This is a genomic window from Tistrella mobilis (assembly GCF_041468085.1).
GTDB classification, from domain to species: Bacteria; Pseudomonadota; Alphaproteobacteria; order Tistrellales; family Tistrellaceae; genus Tistrella; species Tistrella mobilis_A.
On record NZ_CP121017.1, the window covers coordinates 4885487 to 4908026 of the forward strand.

General features: G+C 67.2%; 20 protein-coding genes and 1 riboswitch. Of the genes, 16 read left to right on the forward strand and 4 right to left on the reverse strand.

Annotated elements, in window-relative coordinates; translation table 11 throughout:
- Positions 1–11 precede the first annotated feature (11 nt).
- From lnt to P7L68_RS27730, 15 genes are all read left to right on the forward strand, one after another.
- A complete protein-coding gene (gene lnt, locus P7L68_RS27660) occupies positions 12–1565 on the forward strand; it encodes an apolipoprotein N-acyltransferase (RefSeq protein WP_372003233.1) in 1554 nt (517 codons plus the stop codon).
- A 306-nt stretch (positions 1566–1871) separates the two neighbouring features.
- The gene (locus P7L68_RS27665) at positions 1872–2309 is read left to right on the forward strand and encodes a helix-turn-helix domain-containing protein (protein ID WP_372003236.1); all 438 of its coding nucleotides are present in this window, start codon (positions 1872–1874) and stop codon (positions 2307–2309) included.
- Between the two features lie 84 nt (positions 2310–2393).
- Positions 2394–2470, forward strand: a riboswitch (SAM riboswitch).
- A gap of 136 nt (positions 2471–2606) precedes the next feature.
- A complete protein-coding gene (gene metK / locus P7L68_RS27670; RefSeq protein ID WP_372003239.1) occupies positions 2607–3776 on the forward strand; it encodes a methionine adenosyltransferase in 1170 nt (389 codons plus the stop codon).
- A 99-nt stretch (positions 3777–3875) separates the two neighbouring features.
- Positions 3876–4619, forward strand: coding sequence for a tRNA (guanosine(46)-N(7))-methyltransferase TrmB (locus P7L68_RS27675; RefSeq protein ID WP_372003242.1), 744 nt, complete (start codon positions 3876–3878; stop codon positions 4617–4619).
- Positions 4620–4942: 323 nt separating this feature from the next.
- Complete coding sequence (gene rimP, locus P7L68_RS27680; protein WP_372003245.1) at positions 4943–5437, forward strand: ribosome maturation factor RimP; 495 nt, start codon at positions 4943–4945, stop codon at positions 5435–5437.
- An 8-nt stretch (positions 5438–5445) separates the two neighbouring features.
- Complete coding sequence (gene nusA, locus P7L68_RS27685; RefSeq protein WP_372003248.1) at positions 5446–7005, forward strand: transcription termination factor NusA; 1560 nt, start codon at positions 5446–5448, stop codon at positions 7003–7005.
- 43 nt (positions 7006–7048) lie between these two features.
- Positions 7049–7702 carry an RNA-binding protein gene (locus P7L68_RS27690; protein ID WP_372006986.1) on the forward strand — a complete coding sequence of 218 codons (654 nt, stop codon included), beginning with the start codon at positions 7049–7051 and terminating at the stop codon, positions 7700–7702.
- Between the two features lie 10 nt (positions 7703–7712).
- Complete coding sequence (infB, locus tag P7L68_RS27695) at positions 7713–10871, forward strand: translation initiation factor IF-2 (RefSeq protein WP_372003251.1); 3159 nt, start codon at positions 7713–7715, stop codon at positions 10869–10871.
- A 101-nt stretch (positions 10872–10972) separates the two neighbouring features.
- Positions 10973–11422: a 30S ribosome-binding factor RbfA gene (gene rbfA / locus P7L68_RS27700; protein ID WP_372003254.1), complete on the forward strand. Its 450-nt coding sequence runs from the start codon at positions 10973–10975 to the stop codon at positions 11420–11422.
- A 4-nt stretch (positions 11423–11426) separates the two neighbouring features.
- Positions 11427–12344, forward strand: a complete 918-nt coding sequence (gene truB, locus P7L68_RS27705) for a tRNA pseudouridine(55) synthase TruB (RefSeq protein ID WP_372003258.1) — start codon at positions 11427–11429, stop codon at positions 12342–12344.
- Between the two features lie 17 nt (positions 12345–12361).
- Positions 12362–12631: a 30S ribosomal protein S15 gene (gene rpsO / locus P7L68_RS27710; RefSeq protein ID WP_014747060.1), complete on the forward strand. Its 270-nt coding sequence runs from the start codon at positions 12362–12364 to the stop codon at positions 12629–12631.
- 518 nt (positions 12632–13149) lie between these two features.
- Positions 13150–15399 carry a polyribonucleotide nucleotidyltransferase gene (pnp, locus tag P7L68_RS27715; protein WP_372003262.1) on the forward strand — a complete coding sequence of 750 codons (2250 nt, stop codon included), beginning with the start codon at positions 13150–13152 and terminating at the stop codon, positions 15397–15399.
- A gap of 327 nt (positions 15400–15726) precedes the next feature.
- Positions 15727–17124 (forward strand): NAD(P)H-dependent flavin oxidoreductase, encoded by a 1398-nt coding sequence (locus P7L68_RS27720; protein WP_372003265.1) that lies wholly within the window; start codon positions 15727–15729, stop codon positions 17122–17124.
- A 149-nt stretch (positions 17125–17273) separates the two neighbouring features.
- Positions 17274–17684 carry an iron response transcriptional regulator IrrA gene (gene irrA, locus P7L68_RS27725; RefSeq protein WP_372003268.1) on the forward strand — a complete coding sequence of 137 codons (411 nt, stop codon included), beginning with the start codon at positions 17274–17276 and terminating at the stop codon, positions 17682–17684.
- 61 nt (positions 17685–17745) lie between these two features.
- Positions 17746–18249, forward strand: coding sequence for a rubrerythrin family protein (locus tag P7L68_RS27730; RefSeq protein ID WP_372003270.1), 504 nt, complete (start codon positions 17746–17748; stop codon positions 18247–18249).
- Between the two features lie 19 nt (positions 18250–18268).
- Here P7L68_RS27730 and P7L68_RS27735 read toward each other — a convergent pair whose 3' ends face one another.
- Positions 18269–18868 carry an SH3 domain-containing protein gene (locus tag P7L68_RS27735; RefSeq protein ID WP_372003273.1) on the reverse strand — a complete coding sequence of 200 codons (600 nt, stop codon included), beginning with the start codon at positions 18866–18868 and terminating at the stop codon, positions 18269–18271.
- A gap of 305 nt (positions 18869–19173) precedes the next feature.
- Between P7L68_RS27735 and P7L68_RS27740 the strand changes: the two genes are divergently transcribed.
- Positions 19174–20154 carry a 2-hydroxyacid dehydrogenase gene (locus P7L68_RS27740; RefSeq protein ID WP_372003275.1) on the forward strand — a complete coding sequence of 327 codons (981 nt, stop codon included), beginning with the start codon at positions 19174–19176 and terminating at the stop codon, positions 20152–20154.
- Between the two features lie 63 nt (positions 20155–20217).
- Here the strand turns inward: P7L68_RS27740 and P7L68_RS27745 are convergent, their stop codons facing one another.
- The 3 genes from P7L68_RS27745 to cysK form a co-directional block, all read right to left on the reverse strand.
- Entirely contained in the window at positions 20218–20598 is a 381-nt protein-coding gene (locus P7L68_RS27745; protein WP_372003278.1) for a hypothetical protein, read from the reverse strand.
- A gap of 87 nt (positions 20599–20685) precedes the next feature.
- Complete coding sequence (locus tag P7L68_RS27750; protein ID WP_372006987.1) at positions 20686–21492, reverse strand: ThiF family adenylyltransferase; 807 nt, start codon at positions 21490–21492, stop codon at positions 20686–20688.
- Positions 21493–21565: 73 nt separating this feature from the next.
- A complete protein-coding gene (gene cysK, locus P7L68_RS27755; protein WP_372003281.1) occupies positions 21566–22540 on the reverse strand; it encodes a cysteine synthase A in 975 nt (324 codons plus the stop codon).

A 22540-nucleotide genomic window follows, 5' to 3' on the forward strand; every position in this document is an offset into this window, starting at 1 on the left:
GTAGGCTTGGCGTGCGTGCGCGGCTGGGGCTCGCGGCACTCGCCGGCGGCTTTTCTACGGCGGCACTGCCGCCGGCTGACGCCTGGCCTCTGGGCTTCGTTGCCTTCACCCTGTTCCTCCTTTTGCTCGACGGCGTGCGCGGCCGGCTCTGGCCGGGCTTCTGGACCGGCTGGGCCTTCGGGCTCGGCCAGTTCGCTGCCGGGTTGTACTGGATCGGCGTCGCCTTCTTCGTGGACGCGGCAGCCTTCGGGGCGCTGGCGGTGCCATCGGTTCTGGGGCTTTCCGCCGGGCTTGCGATCTTCACGGGCCTCGTCGGCGTGGTACAGGCCCGCGCGGCCCCTCAGGGCCCGGGACGGGTGCTGTTCCTGGCCGTCGCCTGGATCGTGGCCGAATGGCTGCGCGGCCATATCCTGACGGGATTTCCCTGGAATCTGATCGGCGCCTCTGCCCTTGCCGTCCCGGCCCTGGCGCAGGGGGCTGCAATCGTCGGCACCTATGGCATGGGTCTGCTCGCCGTTGCCGTCTTTGCGGCCCCGGCGCTGCTACTGATCCGGGGGCAGGAGGACCGGCGGCCGGCACTGATGACCGGCGGCCTGATTCTGGCGGTGCTGCTGGGGACGGGCGTGTGGGGTACCCTGCGCCTCGAAACCCATCAGACAGCAACGGTGCCGGGGGTAAAGCTCCGCCTCGTCCAGGCAGCGATCGACCAGAAGGAAAAGTGGCGGGGCGGAATGAAGGCGCAGCATCTGCGCACCCATCTCGATCTGACCCGGGGGCCGGGCTTCGCCACCGTCACTGACGTGATCTGGCCTGAAACCGCGATCGGCTACTATCCCCAGCAGGAAGCCGAGATCCGCGAGGTGCTGGCCCGTGCCGTGCCGCCAGGCGGGTTACTGATAACGGGTGCGCCCCGCGTGGAGTGGACGCCGCCTCCGGCCGGATCGCCCCCGGGAACTGAACCGCAGCCGCGGGTGTTCAATTCGGTCATGGCGATCGATGATCAGGCACGGATCCTGGGCGTCTACGACAAGGCGCATCTGGTCCCCTTCGGCGAATACGTACCGTTGCGCGAGCTAAACCCCTTCCCGAAGCTCACGGCTGGTAGCATCGACTTCACCCCCGGACCGGGGCCGGCGACGTTGGCGCTGCCTGGCCTGCCGCCGGTGAGCCCGCTGATCTGCTATGAGGCGATCTTTCCAGGGGAGGTGACGGCGGGCGCCGCCACCATCCTTCGGCCTGGCTTTTTGCTGAATGTCACCAATGACGGCTGGTTCGGCCTGACGGCCGGGCCACATCAGCATTTTGCCTCGGCGCGGCTGCGGAGTATTGAGGAAGGCTTGCCGCTCGTGCGTGCGGCGAATAACGGCATTTCCGCGATTGTCGATCCGCTGGGGCGGGTCATCGCCTTGCTGGAGCTGGATCGCCGGGGCGTCCTGGACGGGCCGCTGCCGACCGCCCTGCCTCCGACCCTTTATGCCCGTGTCGGTGACGGATCGGTTGCGGTAGTGGGGCTGATCGTTCTGGTGCTCGCTTTTCTCCTTCGCGTTCCACGGAGGAGAAATTGAGGGTGGCTGCATATCTTCCGGATTGAGGAGCGACGTCTTTCGCGTGTGGCGGGTCTGACCGGACGGCGCCGGATCGCATGCCGGTTGTTCGGCTACCTGTCGACGCCGTGGCGCCGGAGCCGGCAATCGGAGCGTGGGCCACATGTCATCAAAGGCGAGTAGGCCTTGCAATGCAACCCGGAATGCGCGTTTCGGGAATTGCGATGCGCGCGCCGGGGTTGACCCATGCCATGGCGTGATGTCATCTATCCGCCTGACAAACGGGCCGGAATTGAAGGCAGCCGTGAGCGAGGAGGGATGAAACGGATGGCGACGCGACTGAACCCAATTGATGCCCATGTCGGTGGCCGGGTGCGGCTCCGCCGCCAGCTCATGGGGCTTAGCCAGGAAAAGCTGGGGCAGCGGGTCGGCCTGACGTTCCAGCAGATTCAGAAATACGAGCGTGGGGCAAACCGTATTGGTGCCGGCCGCTTGTTCCTGATCGCGCATGCACTCAATGTTCCGGTGTCGTTCTTTTACGAAGACGTTGGAACGGTGACGGCCGAAGAAGGCTCTGACGGCATCGACGACGGGTTCGACTGGCTGGTCATGGATGGACCCGAAGCGCAGACCCTGGCCTTCAATTTCTCTCGCATCCGCGACCCGCGTGCGCGTGCGCGGGTCGTCGAACTGGCCCGAACCATCAGTGACGGCCTTGCGACCGCCTCCCAAAAAAGCGCTCTTGATTCCGACGTCGCACCGTGAAAGTTTCATCTGACGACGAAGTTGAAACTTCCGCGTGAATATGTAGGGTGTCGATAGCGCACCCGGCGTAGGCGTGGATGTCGCTACATCGTCCGTGGTCGGATTTGTGCCGCTTGCCGCCACGTTAAACAGTGCGCTAAGTGGGCTTGGTGGTGCGCGGTCGCGTCATCTGCCGAGAACCCAGACGCACGGAGTCCTTAAACTGGCACCGGCGCGGTTGCCGCCCGCACTGGTGCCCGGACCGCGGATTCCGAGTTCGTGGTCCGTCGTCGGTTCTTGAGGGGTTGAACACGCGCCATGGCCCGCAGCAACTATCTTTTTACGAGCGAATCCGTCTCCGAAGGACATCCGGACAAGATCTGTGATCGGATTTCGGATGCGGTGCTTGATCATCTGCTTGCCGCAGACCCGTATTCCCGCGTCGCATGCGAGACGCTCGCCACCACCAACCGCGTGGTGATCGCAGGCGAGATCCGCTCGCACGGCGACACGTCTCCGGCAACGATCGAGCGTGTCGCCAGAGAGGTGATCCGCGACATCGGCTACGAACAGGACGGCTTTCACTGGAACACGGCGAAGGTCGAGGTCCTGCTGCATGAACAGTCGGCTGACATCGCCATGGGCGTGGATGCCACGGGCAACAAGGACGAGGGTGCCGGCGACCAGGGTATCATGTTCGGCTATGCCTGCCGCGAGACCGATGCGCTGATGCCGGCGCCGATCCATTATGCCCACACCATCCTGCGCAACCTGCGCACGGCCCGCCGTTCGGGCGATATCTCGGTGCTCGGCCCCGATGCCAAGAGCCAGGTAACGCTGGAATATGTGGACGGCAAGCCGGTCCGCGCGACCTCGATCGTGCTGTCGACCCAGCATCTGGCATCGGCGTCGCAGGAGGATGTCCGCGCGGCCGTCCTGCCGGTGATCGAGGCCTCGCTGCCGTCCGGCTGGATGTGCGACGATGCCGGGCTCTACATCAACCCGACCGGCAACTTCGTGATCGGCGGTCCCGACGGTGATGCCGGCCTCACCGGCCGCAAGATCATCGTCGACACCTATGGTGGTGCCGCTCCTCATGGCGGCGGCGCATTCTCGGGCAAGGATCCCACCAAAGTCGACCGCTCGGCTGCCTATGCCGCACGCTATCTGGCGAAGAATGTGGTGGCAGCCGGCCTTGCCGATCGCTGCACCATTCAGCTTGCCTATGCGATCGGCGTCTCGCACCCGCTGTCGGTCTATGTCGATACCTACGGCACCGGCCAGGTCGACGAGGCTAAGCTTGAGAAGGCGCTCCGCGAAGCGATGAACCTGACGCCCCGTGGCATTCGCGAACATCTGAAGCTGAACCGGCCGATTTTCGGCCGGACGGCGGCCTATGGTCATTTCGGCCGTGACCCCGAGGCCGATGGCGGCTTCTCGTGGGAGAAGACCGACCTCGCCGACACGATCAAGCAGCTTGTGCTCTGATCCCCATTCGTGCGATCAGCGGGGCGGCGGCCGGCAACGGCCGCCGCCCCGTTGCGTTTTCGACCCGATCTTCAGCCGCAAGCCGGACCCGTGCCGACGATGACCAGCGCCGACGATACCCGGACCACCGGGACCGAGACCGCAGCGGATGCTGCCGGTGAGAGCATGGGCCGCCGCCATTTTGGCCGGCGGGTGGGGCGTCCGCTCAAGGCCGGGCGCAGCCGGGCAATGGAAGAAACCCTGCCCGAGCTGGCGATCGATCTGCCGGAGCCGGGCACGCAACTGGACCCCGCCCGGCTGTTCGATCGGCCGATGCGCGAAATCGCAGTCGAGATCGGCTTTGGCGGCGGCGAGCATCTGATTGCCCGGGCCGAGGCCGAGCCGGATACCGGCTTCATCGGCTGCGAGCCCTATATCGGGGGTATGTCGGCCTTCCTGGTGGAGCTGGAGCGTCGCGGCCTGCGCAATGTCCGGGTGCTGGGCGATGATGCGGCAAAGCTGCTCGATGCCCTGCCCGATGCCTCGCTTGCCCGCGTTTATCTGCTGTTTTCCGACCCCTGGCCCAAGCGTCGCCACAATAAGCGCCGCTTCATCCAGACGGAGACGGTCGCAGGTCTCGCCCGGGTGATCCGGCCGGGCGGCCGGCTGATCGCAGCCACCGACCACACCGATCTTTGTGCCTGGACGCTTGCTCATGTTCGCGCCCATCCCGATTTCGTCTGGGAGGCCCGCCGGCCGGGCGACTGGCAGCGGCGGCCGGAAGGCCAGATCGAGACCCGCTATGAGGCGAAGGCCCGCGCTGCCGGGCGCGTGCCGGTGTTCATGAGTTTCCAGCGCTCTTGACCGTATCGCAGGGCGGATCTGCAACCGCTGCGCATCCCCGGGGCGGTATGCTGTGGATAAACCCCTTGCGGTTCCGCGACATATGCGTATATTGACCAGCGTCCGCGATTGCGGACCGCCGGCGATCCCGCCAGCGCCCAAGCCGACGAGCCATCCGCCCCGGTGAGGGAGTGGCAGGGTCCGTCAGGACGAGGGCCCGCCGGTGGTCGCGGTCACATGCAGCTTCCGCCGGGTGGGCCTTGCAAGCCCGCCTTTTTTTATTGTGCCGCGTCGGACCGCCGCCCCGAGAGGGTTCGCGAGTCGCCCCGCCACCGGAGGAGCGCATGGACGTCGTTCGTCGTATCACGGAGTTGATCGAGCCGGCCGTCGGCGATCTCGGTTACGAGATCGTGCGGGTGACCTTTCGTTCCGGCGTTAATGCCACGCTCCAGATCATGGCGGAGCGGGTGGACGGTCAGCCGATGACGGTGGACGACTGCGCTGAAATCAGCCACGTGGTATCGGCCCTGCTCGACGTCGAGGACCCCATCACCGAGGCCTATTCGCTGGAGGTCAGTTCGCCTGGCATCGACCGGCCGTTGACCCGGCTGAAGGATTTCGAGCGCTTCGCCGGCTTCGAGGCCAAGATGGAACTGCGGCGACCGCATGACGGACGCAAACGATTCCGCGGCCGGCTGGCCGGCGTGCGTGAGGGCGGTCTGGTGGCCATCCGCCTTGATGACGGGTCGGAACCGGCCCTGCCATTCGACGAGATTTCGTCGGCGAAGCTCATCCTGACCGATGAACTCATCGCCGCCGTTCAGGACAACCGGAGCTGAGTGCGCCCATGGACATCAACTTCAACACCGGCCCGGTCCGGCACGAGCTGCTTCAGGTCGCCGATGCGGTTGCCCGCGAGAAGTCGATCGACCGCGATGCCGTGCTCGAGGCGATGGAGCAGGCCATCCAGACCGCCGGGCGCCGCAAATACGGCCAGGACCACGACATCCGCGCGACGATCGACCGCAAGACTGGCGAAATCCGGCTCTATCGCTACACCCAGGTGGTGGACGAGGTCGAGGACGAGGCGACCCAGATGTCGGTAGCCGACGCCCGCCACCGCAAGCCTGATGCCGCCCCCGGCGATTTCCTGGTCGATCCGCTGCCGCCGATCGATTTCGGCCGCATCGCTGCACAGACCGCCAAGCAGGTGATCGTGCAAAAGGTGCGCGAGGCCGAGCGTCAGCGCCAGTTCGACGAGTTCAAGGACCGCGTCGGCGAGATCATCAACGGTATCGTCAAGCGCGCCGAGTATGGCAGCGTCGTGGTCGATCTGGGCCGCGCCGAGGCCGTGATGCGCCGCGACGAGCTGCTCCCGCGCGAGAGCTTCCGTGTCGGCGACCGCGTGCGCGCCTATATCTACGCCGTGCGTGAAGAGCCCCGGGGCCCGCAGATCTTCCTGTCGCGTACCCATCCGCAGTTCATGGCGAAGCTCTTCGCTCAGGAAGTGCCGGAAATCTACGACGGCATCATCGAGATCAAGGGCTGCGCCCGCGACCCCGGATCGCGCGCCAAGATCGCAGTGACCAGCCACGACAGCAGCATCGACCCGGTCGGCGCCTGCGTGGGTATGCGCGGCTCGCGCGTGCAGGCGGTTGTGGCCGAGCTGCAGGGCGAGAAGATCGATATCATTCCCTGGTCTCCCGATCCGGCCACCTTCCTGGTGAATGCCCTGGCCCCGGCCGAGGTCGCCAAGGTGGTGATGGACGAAGACACCCAGCGCATCGAGGTCGTGGTTCCCGACGAGCAGCTGTCGCTCGCGATCGGTCGCCGCGGGCAGAATGTGCGTCTGGCGTCTCAGCTGACCGGCTGGGATATCGACATCGTGACCGAGACCGAGGAGTCGGAGCGGCGTCAGGAAGAGTTCCGCGAGCGCTCGCGGCTGTTCATCGAGGCGCTGAACGTCGACGAGGTGATCGCCCAGCTGCTGGTGACCGAAGGCTTCGAGTCGATCGAGGAGATCGCCTTCGTCGCGGAAGACGAGCTGTCGGGCATAGAGGGCTTCGACCCGGATGTCGCAGCCGAACTTCAGAACCGCGCTCAGATCTTCCTTGAAGCCCGTGATCGTCAGATGGACGACAAGCGCCGCGAGTTGGGCGTTGAGGATGCCGTGGCCGAGATCGAGGGCATGACGCCTGTCATGCTGGCGAGCCTGGGTGAGAAGGGGATCAAGACGCTCGACGATCTGGCCGATCTGGCCGGCGATGAGCTGATCGAGATTCTGCCTGCCGGCACGATCGACGAAGCGGAAGCGAACCGGATCATCATGGCCGCGCGTGCCCATTGGTTCGAGGGCGAAGACGCCCCCGAAGCCGATGCCGCCCCCGCGGGTGACAGCGAGGCCTGAGCAGACCGTGATGGTGCAAGGCGTAATGGCGGATGAGAGCGCGATGACGGATACGGCGGCGGATCTGCCGACCGATGGCGGTCCGCGTGATCGTGCGCCCGAGCGCCGCTGCATTGCGACCGGACAGAGCGGATCGCCGGACGGCATGATCCGTTTCGTCGTCGCCCCGGGCGGCGACGTGGTCGCCGACATGGACGGCCGCCTGCCCGGACGGGGCGCCTGGGTGACTGCCCGGGCCGATCTGCTGGAGCAGGCGATCCGCCGGAAGGCCTTTCCCCGGGCCTTCAAGGCACCGGTGAAGGCCGGTGAAGATCTGATCGGGACGGTCGAGCGATTGCTAACCGCCCGGTGTTTGGAATATCTTGGGCTCGGCCGCCGGGCGGGAGCGGTTGTTGCCGGATACGAAAAAGTGCGGGCCTGGCTCGATGCCGGGACCGTCGGTGCCGTGTCTCTGGCATCTGATGCCGGAGACGTGGCCGTATCCCGCATGGGGGCGCTGAAGGGCGTTCCCGTCGTAGCATTGTTGACGCGTGACGAGATGGGCCGCGCTCTCGGACGCGAGAACGCGGTCAACGTCGCAATTGCCGAAGGACGGCTCGCGGAGCGTTTCCTGGCGGAAGCCGGGCGCCTCGCGGGTTTCAGGGATGCCCCCTACCCTGTCGACCGGGTGTCGGCCGGCTTGAGAGAGAACGGATAACCGGAGCGATATGAGCGAGACCAACGAGGACGGCCAGAAGAAGGCGCTCAGCCTGTCGGGAGCCGGGCGTCTTGAGCTGAGGAGGAAGCCTGCGGGCGAAGGCGCGCAGGTTCGCCAGAACTTCTCGCACGGCCGTTCCAAGACCGTGACGGTCGAGGTCAAGCGCAAGCGGACCGTGTCGGTGCCCGAGCAGGGCGGCCGGGGCGGTTCCGGCGGCGGTCGCGGACGTGCGCGCGGCGCCGCCGCTGACGGCGGCCTGACGCAGGACGAGCGGGATGTGCGCCTGAGGGCGCTGGAACAGGCGATCCAGGACCAGAAGCGCCGGGCCGAGGAAGAGGTCCGTCGTGCCGAAGAAGAGGCGCGGCGCAAGGTCGAAGAGGAAGCCCGTCGCAAGATCGAGGAAGAGGCCAGGAAGAAGGCCGAGGAAGAGGCGCGCAAGGCGGCCGAGGAAGCCGCCCGCAAGGCGGCCGAAGAGGCTGCCCGTCGCGCGGCCGAGGAAGCTGCTGCGGCCGCTGCCGCCGCCGCCCGTCCCCAGCCGGTAGTTGAGGCCCAGCCCGAGCGTGAGGTCCGCGCGGAGCGGCCGCGCAGCGAACGCCCCGATTTCCGCAGTGGCGACCGCCCGGGTGGTGATCGTCCGCGTGGTGATCGTCCGGACTTCCGCAGTGGCGACCGCCCGGGCGGCGATCGCCCGCGTGGTGACCGTCCCGATTTCCGCAGTGGTGACCGCCCGGGTGGCGATCGTCCGCGCGGCGATCGTCCGGACTTCCGCAGCGGTGATCGTCCGCGTGGTGATCGCCCCGTCGGTGACCGCCCGGGTGGCGATCGTCCGCGTGGCGACCGTCCCGATTTCCGCAGTGGCGACCGTCCGGGTGGCGATCGTCCGCGTGGCGACCGCCCCGATTTCCGCAGTGGTGACCGTCCGGGCGGCGATCGTCCGCGTGGCGACCGTCCCGATTTCCGCAGTGGCGACCGCCCGGGTGGCGATCGTCCGCGCGGCGACCGTCCCGACTTCCGTAGCGGCGATCGCCCGGGTGGCGATCGCGGTCCGCGCCCTGAACGGCCGGCCGGTGCCGGGCGTCCGCCGGCGGGTGCCGCTCCGGCGGTGCCTGCGACCCCGCTGGACGAGGATGCCGAGCGCGCCCGGGCCCGGGCCGCGGAGCGTGCCCGTGAGCGTAAGGTGGAGCGCGACGAGGAAGAGAGCCGCGCCAAAGCCGCAAGCAAGCGCGCTGCCCCGACCCCGCGTACCACCGACGATCGTCGTCGTGGCGGCAAGGGCGACATCAAGCGTCTGGTCGACGGTGACGAGAGTGAGCGTCAGCGCAGCCAGGCCGCGATGCGTCGCCAGCGTGAGCGCATGCGTCGGGCCGGTCGTCAGGCCGAGCCGCAGGCCCGTGTGGTCCGCGACGTCATCGTGCCCGAGGTGATCTCGGTGCAGGAACTGGCGAACCGCATGGCCGTTCGCGGTGCCGACGTCATCAAGAAGCTGATGACGCTGGGCGTGATGGCCACCATCAATCAGGCGATCGATGCGGACACGGCCGAACTGGTCGCGACCGAATTCGGTCACCGGGTGAAGCGGGTTGCCGAGGACGACGTCGAGCTGGGCATCCTGGGTGTCGAGGATACCGATGACGATCTGACCCCCCGGGCGCCGGTCGTCACCGTCATGGGCCATGTCGACCACGGCAAGACCTCGCTGCTCGACGCGCTGCGCAAGACCGATGTCGTGGCCCGCGAGGCCGGCGGCATCACCCAGCATATCGGCGCCTATCAGGTCGAGCTCGAGACCGGTGACCACGTCACCTTCCTCGACACGCCGGGCCATGCGGCCTTCACCGCCATGCGTGCCCGCGGCGCCCAGGTCACCGACATCGTGGTCCTGGTGGTCGCGGCCGATGACGGCGTGATGCCGCAGACCGTCGAGGCGATCAATCACGCCAAGGCGGCCGGTGTGCCGATCGTGGTTGCGATCAACAAGATCGACAAGCCGGGCGTGAATCCGGAACGGGTGCGCAACGAGCTGCTCCAGCACGAACTGGTCCTGGAAGAGCTGGGCGGCGACGTGATCGCCGTCGAGGTCTCGGCCAAGACCGGCAAGAACCTGGACAAGCTGCTGGAAGCGATCCTGCTGCAGGCCGAGGTTCTGGAACTGCGTGCCAACACCGATCGCGCCGCCCAGGGCGCCGTGGTCGAGGCGAAGCTCGACAAGGGCCGCGGCCCGGTCGCGACCGTGCTGGTCCAGAAGGGCACGCTCAAGACCGGCGACGCCTTCGTGGTCGGCAGCCAGTGGGGCCGTGTGCGCGCGCTGATCGACGACAAGGGCCGCAAGGTCGAGGAAGCCGGGCCGTCGGTGCCGGTGGAAATCCTGGGTCTCCAGGGCGTTCCGCAGGCCGGCGACGAGCTGGTGGTGGTCGAGGACGAGCGCAAGGCGCGCGAGATTTCGGCCTTCCGTTCGGAGCGCGAGCAGCGCGCCCGTGCCGCAACTGCCCTGGGGGCCCGCGGCACGGTCGAGCAGATGCTCTCCGAGATCTCGGCCGGTTCCAAGAAGGAGCTGGCGGTGCTGGTCAAGGCCGACGTGCAGGGGTCGCTGGAAGCAATCACCGCCACGCTGGCCAAGCTCGGCAACGAAGAGGTCGCGGTGCGCATGCTGCACGGCGCGGTGGGCGGCATCAACGAGTCGGACATCACGCTGGCGCAGGCAAGCAACGCCCTGATCATCGGCTTCAACGTCCGTGCCAACGCCCAGGCCCGCGATCTGGCCCGCCAGGCTGGTCTGGAACTGCGCTACTACTCGGTCATCTACGATCTGACCAACGACGTGAAGAGCATGCTGGAAGGCATGCTGTCGCCGATCCGTCGCGAGACGATCACCGGTCAGGCCGAGATCCGCGAGGTCTTCGCCATCACCAAGGTCGGCAAGATCGCGGGTTGTTCCGTCACCGAGGGCTATGTCCGCCGCGACAGCAAGGTGCGCCTGCTCCGCGACGACGTGGTCATCCACGAGGGCTCGCTCAGCTCGCTCAAGCGCTTCAAGGACGATGTCCGTGAGGTCCGGGCTGGCCAGGAATGCGGTATGGCCTTCGAGAACTATCAGGATCTGCGTGCCGGCGACGTCATCGAGGCCTATGAGGTCGAGGAGATCGCCGCCGAGCTCAAGACCCCGGTCTGAGCCGCAGAGCCGGAAATGACCGCGATGCGGGCCGGCCGGGATCCTTCCCGGCCGGCCCGCACGCATTCCGACCCATTCTTTCGATGAACGGCAGGGAAGCCATGTCCAAACGCGCCCAGGGCGCTGCCGGTCCCAGCCAGCGCCAGCTTCGCGTCGGTGAACAGATCCGCCAGGTCCTGGCGGAACTGCTGATGCGCGGCGAAACCCACGATCCCGATCTCGACGGCCGGCCGATTACGGTCAGCGAGGTGCGCATGACTCCGGACCTGCGTACCGCCACCGCCTATGTCTCGCCGCTGGGCCTGGACAGCGACGGTGCCGACATCGTGATCAAAGCGCTCGCCCGTTCTGCCTCGACGCTCCAGCGGGGCATCGGCCGGCAGGTTTCGCTCAAATTCACGCCCCGGCTGCTGTTCCGGCTCGATACCGGCTTCGACTATGCCGCTCATATCGACCGCCTGCTGGCCAAGCCGGTGATCCGCCGCGACCTCGACGACGAGGATGACGTGGCGGAGGATCATGTGGCAGAGGACGGCGACCGGGAGGATTGAGCGCGTGGCACGCCGACGCCGCGGCCTGCCGATCGACGGCTGGCTCGCCATCGACAAGCCCGAGGGCATGAGTTCAGCACAGGCAGTCGCGGCCGTGAAGCGGCTGACCGGGGCCGCCAAGGTCGGCCATGCCGGCACGCTGGATCCGCTGGCCTCGGGCGTGCTGCCGATAGCGCTGGGCGAGGCGACCAAGACGGTCGCCCATGCCATGGACGGCGCGAAGGAATATATCTTCGACCTACACTGGGGCGAGGCCCGGGCCACCGACGACCGCGAGGGCGAGGTGCTGGAGACCAGCGATCATCGTCCCGACGCCGCGGCGATCCGTGCGGCCCTGCCGGACTTCCTGGGCGAGATCGACCAGGTGCCGCCGGCCTATTCGGCGATCAAGCTGGCCGGCCGGCGCGCCTATGCGCTGGCCCGGGCCGGTGAGACGCCCGAGATGCCGGTGCGCCGGGTGCGGATCGATGCGTTGGAACTGCTGGAGATCCTGGACGCGGACCATGCCCGCTTCCGGCTGGCCTGCGGCAAGGGCACTTATGCCCGGGCGGTGGGCCGTGATCTGGCGCTGGCACTCGACACGGTCGGACACCTGTCGATGCTGCGGCGGACCCGGTCGGGCGCATTCGGCGAAGCCCATGCAATCACTCTGGAAAAGCTCGAAGCGCTCGTGCATAGTGCCGCGCTCGACACCCATCTGTTTCCGGTCGAGACCGCGCTGGACGACATCCCGGCGCTGGCCCTGACCGGTCCCGAAGCCGATGCGCTCAGAAACGGGCGCCCGCTGCGGGATATGGCCGTTCCCGAAGGACGACTGGTTCGTGCGACGCTCGACGGGCGCCTGGTGGCGCTCGCCCGGGCCGAGGACGGATTGCTTCGTTCGGTGCGCGGCTTCAACCTCGGCGCCACCAGCGCCGCCTGATCAAGGAAGGACACCCGATGTCGATCACCAAGTCGCGCAAGACCGAGCTGGTCACCGAATATGCCCGCGGCACCAATGACACCGGTTCGCCGGAAGTCCAGGTCGCGATCCTGACCGAGCGGATCCGCAACCTGACCGAACACTTCAAGACCCATGCCAAGGATATCCACTCCCGGCGCGGCCTGCTGAAGATGGTCAGCCAGCGCCGCAAGCTGCTGGACTATCTGCGTCGCAACGACGAGGCCCGGTACAAGGAAGTCATCCAGCGCCTGGGTCTGCGTAAGTGATCTGATGGCCGGAGGGGGGGCGATCGCGTCCCCCCTTTTGTCATCCGGGGCCACCTGACGCACGGGGGTGTGTCCTATCGCAGCGGATGGATCTGCCATCCGCCGCCGTGCGGGAGATTAAAGGGGGAGAGGACCCGCTCCCCGGCCGACGGATCCACCGGGATCCGCCTCTGGTCGAACCGGGTCCCGGCTCGCGGCTGTCATGGGATGGCGCGCGGCATGTCGTCGCCGTCGGGGCAGGTGGAGTGATCAGGAACCCCCGACGGAGCATGCGGCCGGTCCGGATTTCGTTCCGGATGCGGCCGCGACGCGGATCGCCGCCCGGCCGGATGAGGCCGGGAACGCGCCCCGGAACGAGAACGGGCGCAAGGTCAGGCGGTCCGCCCGCGGGACCCCCCGTCCCGGCAGATGGCCGGGCGATGGGCAGAAACGTTCGGGATGTTGGAGGCCAGGGTCCGGCGGAGCCCGGCCCGCAACACCCGGAGCGCCCCGCCGATGGAATGGAAGAGAGAGACGAGATGTTTACGATCTATCGCAAGGAAGTCATGTGGGCGGGGCGCAAGCTCACCTTCGAGACCGGGCGGATTGCGCGCCAGGCCGATGGTGCCGTGCTCGCCACCTACGGTGAGACTGCCGTGCTGGCGACGGTGGTCGCCGCCCGCGAGCCGAAGCCCGGCGTCGACTTCTTTCCGCTGACGGTCAATTACCAGGAGAAGGCTTTCGCCGCGGGCAAGATCCCCGGCGGCTTCTTCAAGCGTGAGGGCCGCCCGAACGAGAAGGAGACGCTGACCTCGCGTCTCATCGATCGCCCGATCCGCCCGATGTTCGCCGATGGCTATCGCAACGAGACGCAGATCATCTGCACCGTGCTGAGCCACGACACCGAGAATGACCCCGACATCGTGTCGATGGTGGCAGCCTCTGCCGCTCTGACCATTTCGGGCGTGCCTTTCCTGGGGCCGATCGCCGGCGCACGTGTCGGTTACATCAATGGCGAGTACGTGCTGAACCCGCTGCGCTCGCAGATGGGCGACACCGCGCTCGACCTGGTTGTCGCCGGTACCGACGAAGCCGTGCTGATGGTTGAATCCGAGGCCAAGGAGCTGACCGAAGAGGTTATGCTGGGCGCGGTGATGTTCGGTCATGAAGGCTTCCAGCCGGTGATCGATGCGATCATCGACCTCGCCGAGGAGTGCGCCAAGGACCCCTGGCCGCTGCCCGAGAACCCGGCCGCCAAGGCCGTGGCAGCCCGTGTCGAGGCCGTGGCCCGTCCGGGTCTGGAAGAGGCCTATCGCCAGGTTGTGAAGCAGCAGCGCCAGCTGGCGGTCAAGGCGGTCAAGGAGAAGACCGTCGAGACCCTGGTCGCCGGCGAGGGCCTTGAAGCCCAGCTGGTCTCCGGTGCGTTCAAGGCGCTCGAAGCCAAGATCGTCCGTGGCCGGATCCTGAAGGAAGGCGTGCGCATCGACGGCCGCGACCTGAAGACCGTCCGTCCGATCGTCTCGGAAGTGGGTGTGCTGTCGCGGGCCCACGGCTCGACGCTGTTCACCCGCGGCGAGACCCAGGCGCTGGTGGTCACCACGCTGGGTACGGGCCAGGACGAGCAGATCATGGACATGCTTGAGGGCGAATACCGCGAGCACTTCCTGCTGCACTACAACTTCCCGCCCTATTCGGTGGGTGAAGCCAGCCCGATGCGCAGCCCCGGCCGCCGTGAGATCGGCCATGGCAAGCTGGCCTGGCGGGCGCTGCGCGCCGTGCTCCCCGAGAAGTCGGCCTTCCCCTACACGATTCGCATCGTGTCGGAGATCACCGAGTCGAACGGCTCGTCGTCGATGGCCACCGTCTGCGGCAGCTCGCTGTCGATGATGGATGCGGGCGTGCCGCTGGCGCGACCCGTCGCCGGCATCGCCATGGGTCTGATCAAGGAAGATGACGGCTTCGCGGTGCTGAGCGACATCCTCGGCGACGAGGATCATCTTGGCGACATGGACTTCAAGGTGGCCGGCACCGATCAGGGCATCACGGCCCTGCAGATGGACATCAAGATCACCGGCATCACCGAAGAGATCATGAAGGTCGCGCTGGGCCAGGCGCGCGACGGCCGTCTGCACATTCTGGGCCGTATGGCCGAGGCGTTGGGCGGTGCGCGTGAGGAGGTCAGCTCCAATGCGCCGCGGATCACGACCATCTCGATCCCCAAGGACAAGATCCGCGAAGTGATCGGCACCGGCGGTAAGGTGATCCGCGAGATCACCGAGCAGACCGGCGCCAAGGTCGATATCGAGGATGACGGCACCATCCGCGTCGCCGCGGTGGACGGCAAGGCGATGGATGCCGCGATCAACTGGATCAAGGGCATCGTGGCGGAGCCCGAGGTCGGCACCATCTACACCGGCAAGGTGGTGAAGGTGGTCGAGTTCGGCGCCTTCGTGAACTTCATCGGCACCCGCGACGGCCTGGTCCACATCTCGGAGCTGTCGGCCCAGCGGGTCAACCAGGTCACCGACGTGATCAACGAGGGTGACGAGGTGAAGGTCAAGGTGCTCGGCATCGACGACCGCGGCAAGGTGAAGCTCTCGATGCGCGTCGTCGATCAGGCGACCGGCGAGGAGCTGCCCGATACCCGTGAGCCTCGCGAACCCCGCGGCGATCGCGAGCCGCGTGGCGATCGTGAGCCCCGCGGTGACCGCGAGCCGCGTGGCGACCGCGAGCCCCGTGGTGACCGGGATCGCGGCGACCGTCCGCGCAAGCCCCGCGGCCCGCGCTGATCGCGCGGCCCCGCATTCCGTGATATGACGACGCGCCGGCCGGTGGCCTTCCCTTCAGGAAATCGCCGGCCGGCGTCGCCATGTCTGCCGACTGCCTCGCTTCCAGGGCGCGTGCCTGCGGGTGCGGTGCAAAAAACCACGGCGGGCAGGGCTGGACTTCATGGAAAACCATGGCCAGTTAACCGGCGAACCTGCCCAAGGCCTGGTCCCGAGGCCCGGCCATGGGCGGATCGGTTCGAACGCATCGGCGCGGATCGGACGGCGGAACCGCCGGCCCGGGCCGTCGCTTTGAACAAAAAGAACGCAAGGACGAGTAGCGGAGGCATCGTGAAGCCCTTGAACCCCATCCTCCTGTCCGGACGGGAAGTCCTGCCCTTGGTCGAAGGCGGGAAAGGTGTCGCCGTGTCGAACGGCGAAAGCTCCGGCGCGTGGGCTGCAGCCGGCGGCGTGGGGACGTTTTCGGGTGTGAATGCCGACAGTTTCGACGCCGACGGCCGCCCGATCCCGCAGACCTATTACGGCAAGACCCGCCGCGAGCGGCATGGCGAGCTGGTGGCCTACGGCATCCGCGGCGGCATCACCCAGGCGCGCATCGCCCACGAGCTGGCGGGCGGCGAAGGCCGGATCCACGTCAATGTGCTGTGGGAGATGGGTGGCGCCGAGACGGTGCTTCAGGGCGTGCTGGAAGGGGCCAAAGGCCTGATCCACGGCGTGACCTGTGGCGCCGGCATGCCCTATCGCGTGGCCCAGATTGCCGCCGAGCACGGGGTCTACTACTACCCGATCGTCTCGTCGGCCCGCGCCTTCCGGGCGCTGTGGAAGCGTGCCTATCATCGCTTTGCCGAGTACCTTGGCGGCGTGGTGTACGAGGATCCGTGGCTTGCCGGCGGCCATAACGGCCTGTCGAATGCCGAGGACCCGCGCGAGCCGCAGTCGCCCTATCCGCGTGTGCGGGAACTGCGGGAGCTGATGAAAGAGATCGGCATCCCCAACGTGCCGATCATCATGGCCGGCGGCGTCTGGTATCTGCGCGAGTGGGAGCACTGGCTGGATGACCCCGAGGTGGCGCCGGTGGCGTTCCAGTTCGGTACCCGGCCGCTGCTCACCAAGGAGAGCCCGATTTCCGACGCCTGGAAAGAGCGGCTGCGGACGCTGAAGCCGGGGGATGTCTATCTGCACCGCTTCAGCCCGACCGGCTTCTATTCCTCGGCGGTCAACAACGACTTCCTGCAGGAGCTCCGCGGCCGCAGCGATCGCCAGATCGCGTACACCACCGAGCCCGTGGGCGATCATGAGGTGGCGCTGCCGATCGGTGCGCGCGGCCGTCCGGTCTATGTCACGGCGCATGATTTCGAACGCGCCCAGGGCTGGATCGCCGACGGTCATACCGAAGCGATGAAGACCCCGGACAGCACGCTGATCTTCGTCGACCCTGCCGCGGCGAAGCAGATCCATATCGATCAGATCGACTGCATGGGGTGCCTGTCGGCCTGCCAGTTCAGCAACTGGGCGGCCAACGAGAAGGGCACCACCGGCCGTCGGGCCGATCCGCGCAGTTTCTGCATCCAGAAAACGCTTCAGAACATCGCCCATGGCTCGGATGTCGAGCACGAGCTGATGTTCGCCGGCCACAACGCCTATCGTTTCGCCGAAGATCCGTTCTACTCGAACGGCTTCGTCCCGACCGTGCGTCAGCTCGTCGAACGCATCCGCACCGGTGACTGATGTGCATCTTCCGGCCGGAGATCGGGGGGCTTCCCCGGTCTCCGGCCTTGCACTCAGAATGGAACGCACCTAAATTCCTGGCTAACTGACCGTCCCTACGCGACTTTCCCATGGCGCGTCGCGGACCTTCAACAAGACGAGAGCCGGGAATGTCCACCAACCGCACCTATACCGCCGTGCTCGAGAAGCTCAAGGCCGCCGGTCTCCGGCCGACCAAGCAGCGTCTCGCTCTGGCGCGCCTGCTGCTCGACGGCACCGACCGTCATGTGACGGCCGAAGAGCTGCACCGCGAGGCGCAGGCGGCGGCGCTCCCGGTGTCGCTGGCCACCGTGTACAATACGCTGCACCAGTTCACCCAGGCTGGGCTGCTGCGCGAGCTGGTCGTCGACAGCGGCCGGTCCTATTTCGACACCAATGTCAGCCACCATCATCATTTCTTCTATGAAGACGGCGGCCATCTCCAGGACATCCCCGGGGATGCGGTCCAGATCGCCCGTCTGCCCGAACCGCCGGGCGATGCCTCCATCGCCCGTGTCGACGTGATCATCCGCGTCCGCTGATGCCCGGCATGGGGGCGGGGCGGCGGGATCACGAACCGGAGAGCCACGGAGCCAGTACCCCATGACCGACCGTTCCGACGACCGCATCCCGGCCGCCGAACCGCCGCTTGGCGGCACGCGCACCGAGGCCAATCTGATCCGGGCCTTTATGTCTGAAGCGGCCGCCAATCGCCGCTTCCTCTATTTCGCCCGTCAGGCCGATATCGAGGGCTTCAACGACGTGGCCGCGGTGTTCCGGTCGATTGCCGAGGGCGAGACCGGTCATGCCCTGGGCCATCTGGAATTCCTGGAAGAGGCGGGGGGCGACCCGGCGACCGGGCTTCCCATCGGCACGACCCCGGAAAATCTCCGCGCCGCGATTGCGAGCGAGGAAGAGGACGCGACCGGCGTCTATCCCGAAATGGCGCGTGTGGCCCGCGAAGAGGGCCAGATCGAAGCAGCGGAGTGGTTCGAGACCCTTGCCCGTGCAGAGCGTGCCCATGCGGCGCGGTTCCGGCGCTCGCTCATCAGCCTGGAAGAGAGTCTGGACGAGACGGTGCCCGAGGGTGATGACCACGGCGCCTGACGGCGCCGTGTCTCCGGCATCAATGGAAATCTTCGTCCGGGTAGACGCCCCAGATCTCGTCGCGGCGGATCCATGCGCGGGTGTTGGCGATATCCATCTCGCACCAGTTCCGCTCGCAGGCCATCAGCCGGCCAACGACGCCCGGCTCTGCGCGCAGCAGCGGCACGGCATCGGCGGCGGGGCGGTTGTAGAGCGTGCGGACCTCCCCCTGAATGATGGCGGTGCGCCGGCCCGACAGCAGGCTCATATGTGCCCAGCCCTCGGCCCCCTCGACATCGCGGATCTTGCGCCAGTTTTCGTATTCGGCGGTCACTTCGACCGGCAGGTCCTTGCGATTGTAGATCGCAGCCACCGGATAGCGGGTGCCGGGGCCGGTGCGGACATTGACCTCGGCAGAGCGCAGTGACACGAAACGCGGGAGCGGCGGCCGTTCGGCACTGCGGCCGACCCATTTGGCGCCGCCTTCGTCTTCGGCCGGGGCATCCTTCGCCTCTTCGGCGGTGGGCGCATCGGCGGCGCCGGCCGTGAAGAACAGCGCGGCGCCTCCGATCATGGCCAGGCAGACGAACAGCGTCAGCAGGAAGGCGAAACGGGGGCGGGCGGTGATGCGGTCGGGCATGAGAGGGATCGGTCCTGAAGGGCGGGCCTGAAAGCATAAGTGCGGCGCCGGCCGGCGGCCACCCTGGTCAAGGAGCGCCCTGCCGGGGCTTTCCAGACCTTACGCTGCAGGGGATCGTCACGCAATCGGTCGGCCGGTTTGTATCGCACCGGCCGATTTGCTAAGAAAGGGGGACCGGGCGGGTGCCGTCGGGCAGGGCGCCAGATGCGGGGTCGTTCCTGCGCCCGGCACAGGACGCCTGGATAATACGCCCCGGGGCCGGACGCTGGGCGGCCGCAAGGTGGGCGGTCTATGGGAGAGTGTCGATGGTGAAGCCGAAGCCGGTGGTTGTGGTCACCCGCAAGCTGCCCGAGCAGATCGAGACGCGCATGATGGAGCTGTTCGACACGCGGCTCAATCATGACGACGTCGCGTTCGGGCAGGACAAGCTGATCGAGGCGGTCAAGACCGCCCATGTGCTTGTACCCACGGTGACCGACCGGATCGATGCCGGCGTGCTCGCCCATGCCGGGCCGCAGCTGCGGCTGATCGCCAATTTCGGCAACGGCACCGACCATATCGATCTCGCCACGGCGCGTCAGCGCGGCATCACCGTCACCAACACGCCCGACGTGCTGACGGAAGATACCGCCGACATGACGATGGCGCTGATCCTGGCGGTGGCACGGCGCGTGCCGGAAGGCGAGCGCATGGTCCGCAAGGGTGAGTGGAACGGCTGGAGCCCCACCCACATGCTCGGCCGCCGGATCTGGGGCAAGCGCCTGGGCATCATCGGCATGGGCCGTATCGGCCGTGCGCTGGCCCGCCGTGCCCGCGGTTTCGGCCTGTCGATCCACTATCACAATCGCAACCGTCTGCACGCCGATATCGAAGGACCGCTTGAGGCGACCTATTGGGAAAGCCTCGACCAGATGCTGGCCCGGATGGACATCGTATCGGTCAACTGCCCGCACACGCCGGCTACCTATCATCTGCTGTCGGCACGGCGGCTGAGACTGCTGAAGAAGGACGCCTATGTCGTCAACACCGCCCGTGGCGAGGTGATCGACGAGGCGGCGCTGACCCGCATGCTGCGCGATGGCCAGCTGGCCGGTGCGGCGCTGGACGTGTTCGAGCACGAGCCGGCGGTGAACCCCAAGCTGGTCGAGCTCGACAACACCGTCCTGCTGCCGCATATGGGCTCGGCCACGCTCGAGTCGCGCATCGACATGGGCGAGAAGGTGCTGATCAACATCAAGACCTTCATCGACGGCCATACGCCGCCGGATCGGGTGCTGCCGTTCTGATCTTACCGGCTGTCAGTCCAAAGACGAAGGGCGCCCCTTGGGGCGCCCTTCGTCTTTGGAGGGTCAGATGACCACCAGCCGTCCGGCGTCGCCCAGGATCCGGTAGAGGCTGACCAGCCCGCCCTCTTCGAAGGGAAGGTCGTCCCTGAGCGCGCCGCGCTCCAGCCCGATGGCGCGCAGGCCCATGTCGCAGATCATGAAGCGGGCGCCGAGGTCGCGGCAGGCCTCGATCAGGTCTTCGAAGCCGGCGGCTCCACGGGCGGTGAGACCGGCATCCCAGCTTGCGGCATCACCGGCGATGCCTGCAGCGGCGAGCTCGGGGGCGAGCGGGGAGGTCGCCCAGCCCGGTTTGCCGTCGGGGGCCGGGGCGCGCAGGGTCAGCAGGGCGGCGTTGGTGAAGAACAACACCACCGGTTGAGAGAGCGCAAGCGCCGCCGCGGCCATGGCCAGGCCATAATGGACACGAGTAAGGCTGCCCGACTCGAGGATGAGTCCAGTATATGATCTGTCACTAATCATAAACGTGCCTCATCATGCACTATTATCGCCGAAGGTCGTGATGACCGGATGGTCACCACAAAGCGGGCAGGCCGGATCGGCGGGCAGGCGGACGGTGCGGAAGCGGTTGGACAGCGCATCCACGATCAGCATCCGGCCGGCAAGACCCTCGCCGATGCCGGTCAGCTCCTTCACCACCTCCAGCGCCTGGAGCGAGCCGACCATGCCCGCCAGCGCACCGATGATGCCCCCCGAAGAGCAGCTGGGGATCAGCCCCGGCGGCGGGGGGGCGGGGTAGAGGCAGCGATAGCAGGGCAGGCGTGGGCCGCCTGATCGGTGGGCATGGGAGCGGAAGGTGTAGATCTGGCCGTCGAAACGCAGGATCGCCGCCGAGACCAGGGTGCGGCCCAGCAGATGACAGGCATCGTTGACCAGGAAGCGGGTGTCGAAATTGTCCGAGCCGTCGGCGACGAGATCATAGGCGCCGATCAACGCGGCCGCGTTGCCGGCATCGATCCGGCTGTCGTGGACTTCGACCCGGATCTCCGGGTTGAGCGCCCGGATCGCGCGGGCGGCACTTTCGACCTTGGGCCGGCCGATATCCTCGGTGCGGTGGATGATCTGGCGCTGCAGATTGCTGAGATCGACCCGATCGGCATCGACGATACCGATCGTGCCCACACCGGCTGCGGCCAGATAGAGGCCGAGCGGTGCCCCCAGCCCGCCTGCGCCGATCAGCAGTACCCGGGCGCGTTTCAGGGCCAGCTGCGCTGCCTCGCTGAATTCCGGGAGCACCAGCTGGCGGCTGTAGCGTTCGATTTCGGCGTCTGTGAGTTCGATGTCGTCCACGACGGGCGGGATTCCGCGGCAGAAGGATGCGGCCGCGACGAGAGCGTCGCGGCCGCGGGCAGGATCACTCTAGACCGTTGAAGAGATCGGTCGAGAGATAGCGTTCGGCGAAAGAGGGGACGATCGCAACCACGGTCTTGCCGGCCATGTCGGGCCGCTGGGCGATTTCGACCGCGGCCGCCACGGCGGCACCCGACGAGATGCCGCAGGGGATACCTTCGGTCCGCGCCAGGGTGCGGGCATAGTCGAAGGCGGTCTCGTTGGCGATCGTCAGCACCTCGTCGATCACCGACCGGTCCAGAATCTCGGGCACGAAACCGGCACCGATGCCCTGGATCTTATGCGGGCCGGGCAGGCCGCCCGACAGCACTGCGCTGTCTTCGGGCTCCACCGCAACGATGCGCACCGCCGGGTTCTTCTGCTTCAGCACCTGGCCGATGCCGGTGACCGTGCCGCCGGTGCCGACGCCGGCGACGACGACATCCACCTTGCCGGCGGTATCGGCCCAGATCTCCTCGGCGGTCGTCACCCGGTGCACGGCCGGGTTGGCCTTGTTGCGGAACTGCTGGAGCATGATCGCATTCGGATTGCCGTCCACCAGCTCCTGGGCGCGGGCGATGGCGCCCTTCATGCCCAGCTTCGCCGGGGTGAGCTCAAGCTCGGCGCCCAGCAGCTTCAGCATCTTGCGGCGTTCGATCGACATGCTCTCGGGCATGGCCAGGATCAGCCGGTAGCCCTTTGCGGCGCAGACGAAGGCAAGTGCAATGCCCGTGTTGCCCGATGTCGGCTCGACCAGCACGGTGTCGGGGCCGATGGCGCCCTCGGCCTCGGCGGCGGCGACCATCGCGCCGGCGATACGGTCCTTGACCGAGGCGAGCGGGTTGAAGAATTCAAGCTTGGCCAGAACCTCACCCTTCACGCCCTTGGCGGCGCCAAGGCGCGAGAGGCGGACCAGCGGCGTGTCGCCGATGGTGTCGATAACGTTGTCGTAGATCCGGCCACGGCCGTGAGTGGGGGTCGGCTGCCAGGTATCGGTCAT

Bases quoted from the DNA above. Each gene is read 5' to 3' on its own strand.
- P7L68_RS27665 (WP_372003236.1), top strand. From the start codon at position 1,872: ATGGCGACGCGACTGAACCCAATTGATGCCCATGTCGGTGGCCGGGTG.
- metK (WP_372003239.1), top strand. From the start codon at position 2,607: ATGGCCCGCAGCAACTATCTTTTTACGAGCGAATCCGTCTCCGAAGGA.
- P7L68_RS27675 (WP_372003242.1), top strand. From the start codon at position 3,876: ATGACCAGCGCCGACGATACCCGGACCACCGGGACCGAGACCGCAGCG.
- rimP (WP_372003245.1), top strand. From the start codon at position 4,943: ATGGACGTCGTTCGTCGTATCACGGAGTTGATCGAGCCGGCCGTCGGC.
- nusA (WP_372003248.1), top strand. From the start codon at position 5,446: ATGGACATCAACTTCAACACCGGCCCGGTCCGGCACGAGCTGCTTCAG.
- P7L68_RS27690 (WP_372006986.1), top strand. From the start codon at position 7,049: ATGACGGATACGGCGGCGGATCTGCCGACCGATGGCGGTCCGCGTGAT.
- infB (WP_372003251.1), top strand. From the start codon at position 7,713: ATGAGCGAGACCAACGAGGACGGCCAGAAGAAGGCGCTCAGCCTGTCG.
- rbfA (WP_372003254.1), top strand. From the start codon at position 10,973: ATGTCCAAACGCGCCCAGGGCGCTGCCGGTCCCAGCCAGCGCCAGCTT.
- rpsO (WP_014747060.1), top strand. From the start codon at position 12,362: ATGTCGATCACCAAGTCGCGCAAGACCGAGCTGGTCACCGAATATGCC.
- pnp (WP_372003262.1), top strand. From the start codon at position 13,150: ATGTTTACGATCTATCGCAAGGAAGTCATGTGGGCGGGGCGCAAGCTC.
- irrA (WP_372003268.1), top strand. From the start codon at position 17,274: ATGTCCACCAACCGCACCTATACCGCCGTGCTCGAGAAGCTCAAGGCC.
- P7L68_RS27730 (WP_372003270.1), top strand. From the start codon at position 17,746: ATGACCGACCGTTCCGACGACCGCATCCCGGCCGCCGAACCGCCGCTT.
- P7L68_RS27735 (WP_372003273.1), bottom strand. From the start codon at position 18,868: ATGCCCGACCGCATCACCGCCCGCCCCCGTTTCGCCTTCCTGCTGACG.
- P7L68_RS27740 (WP_372003275.1), top strand. From the start codon at position 19,174: ATGGTGAAGCCGAAGCCGGTGGTTGTGGTCACCCGCAAGCTGCCCGAG.
- P7L68_RS27745 (WP_372003278.1), bottom strand. From the start codon at position 20,598: ATGGCCGCGGCGGCGCTTGCGCTCTCTCAACCGGTGGTGTTGTTCTTC.
- cysK (WP_372003281.1), bottom strand. From the start codon at position 22,540: ATGACCGATACCTGGCAGCCGACCCCCACTCACGGCCGTGGCCGGATC.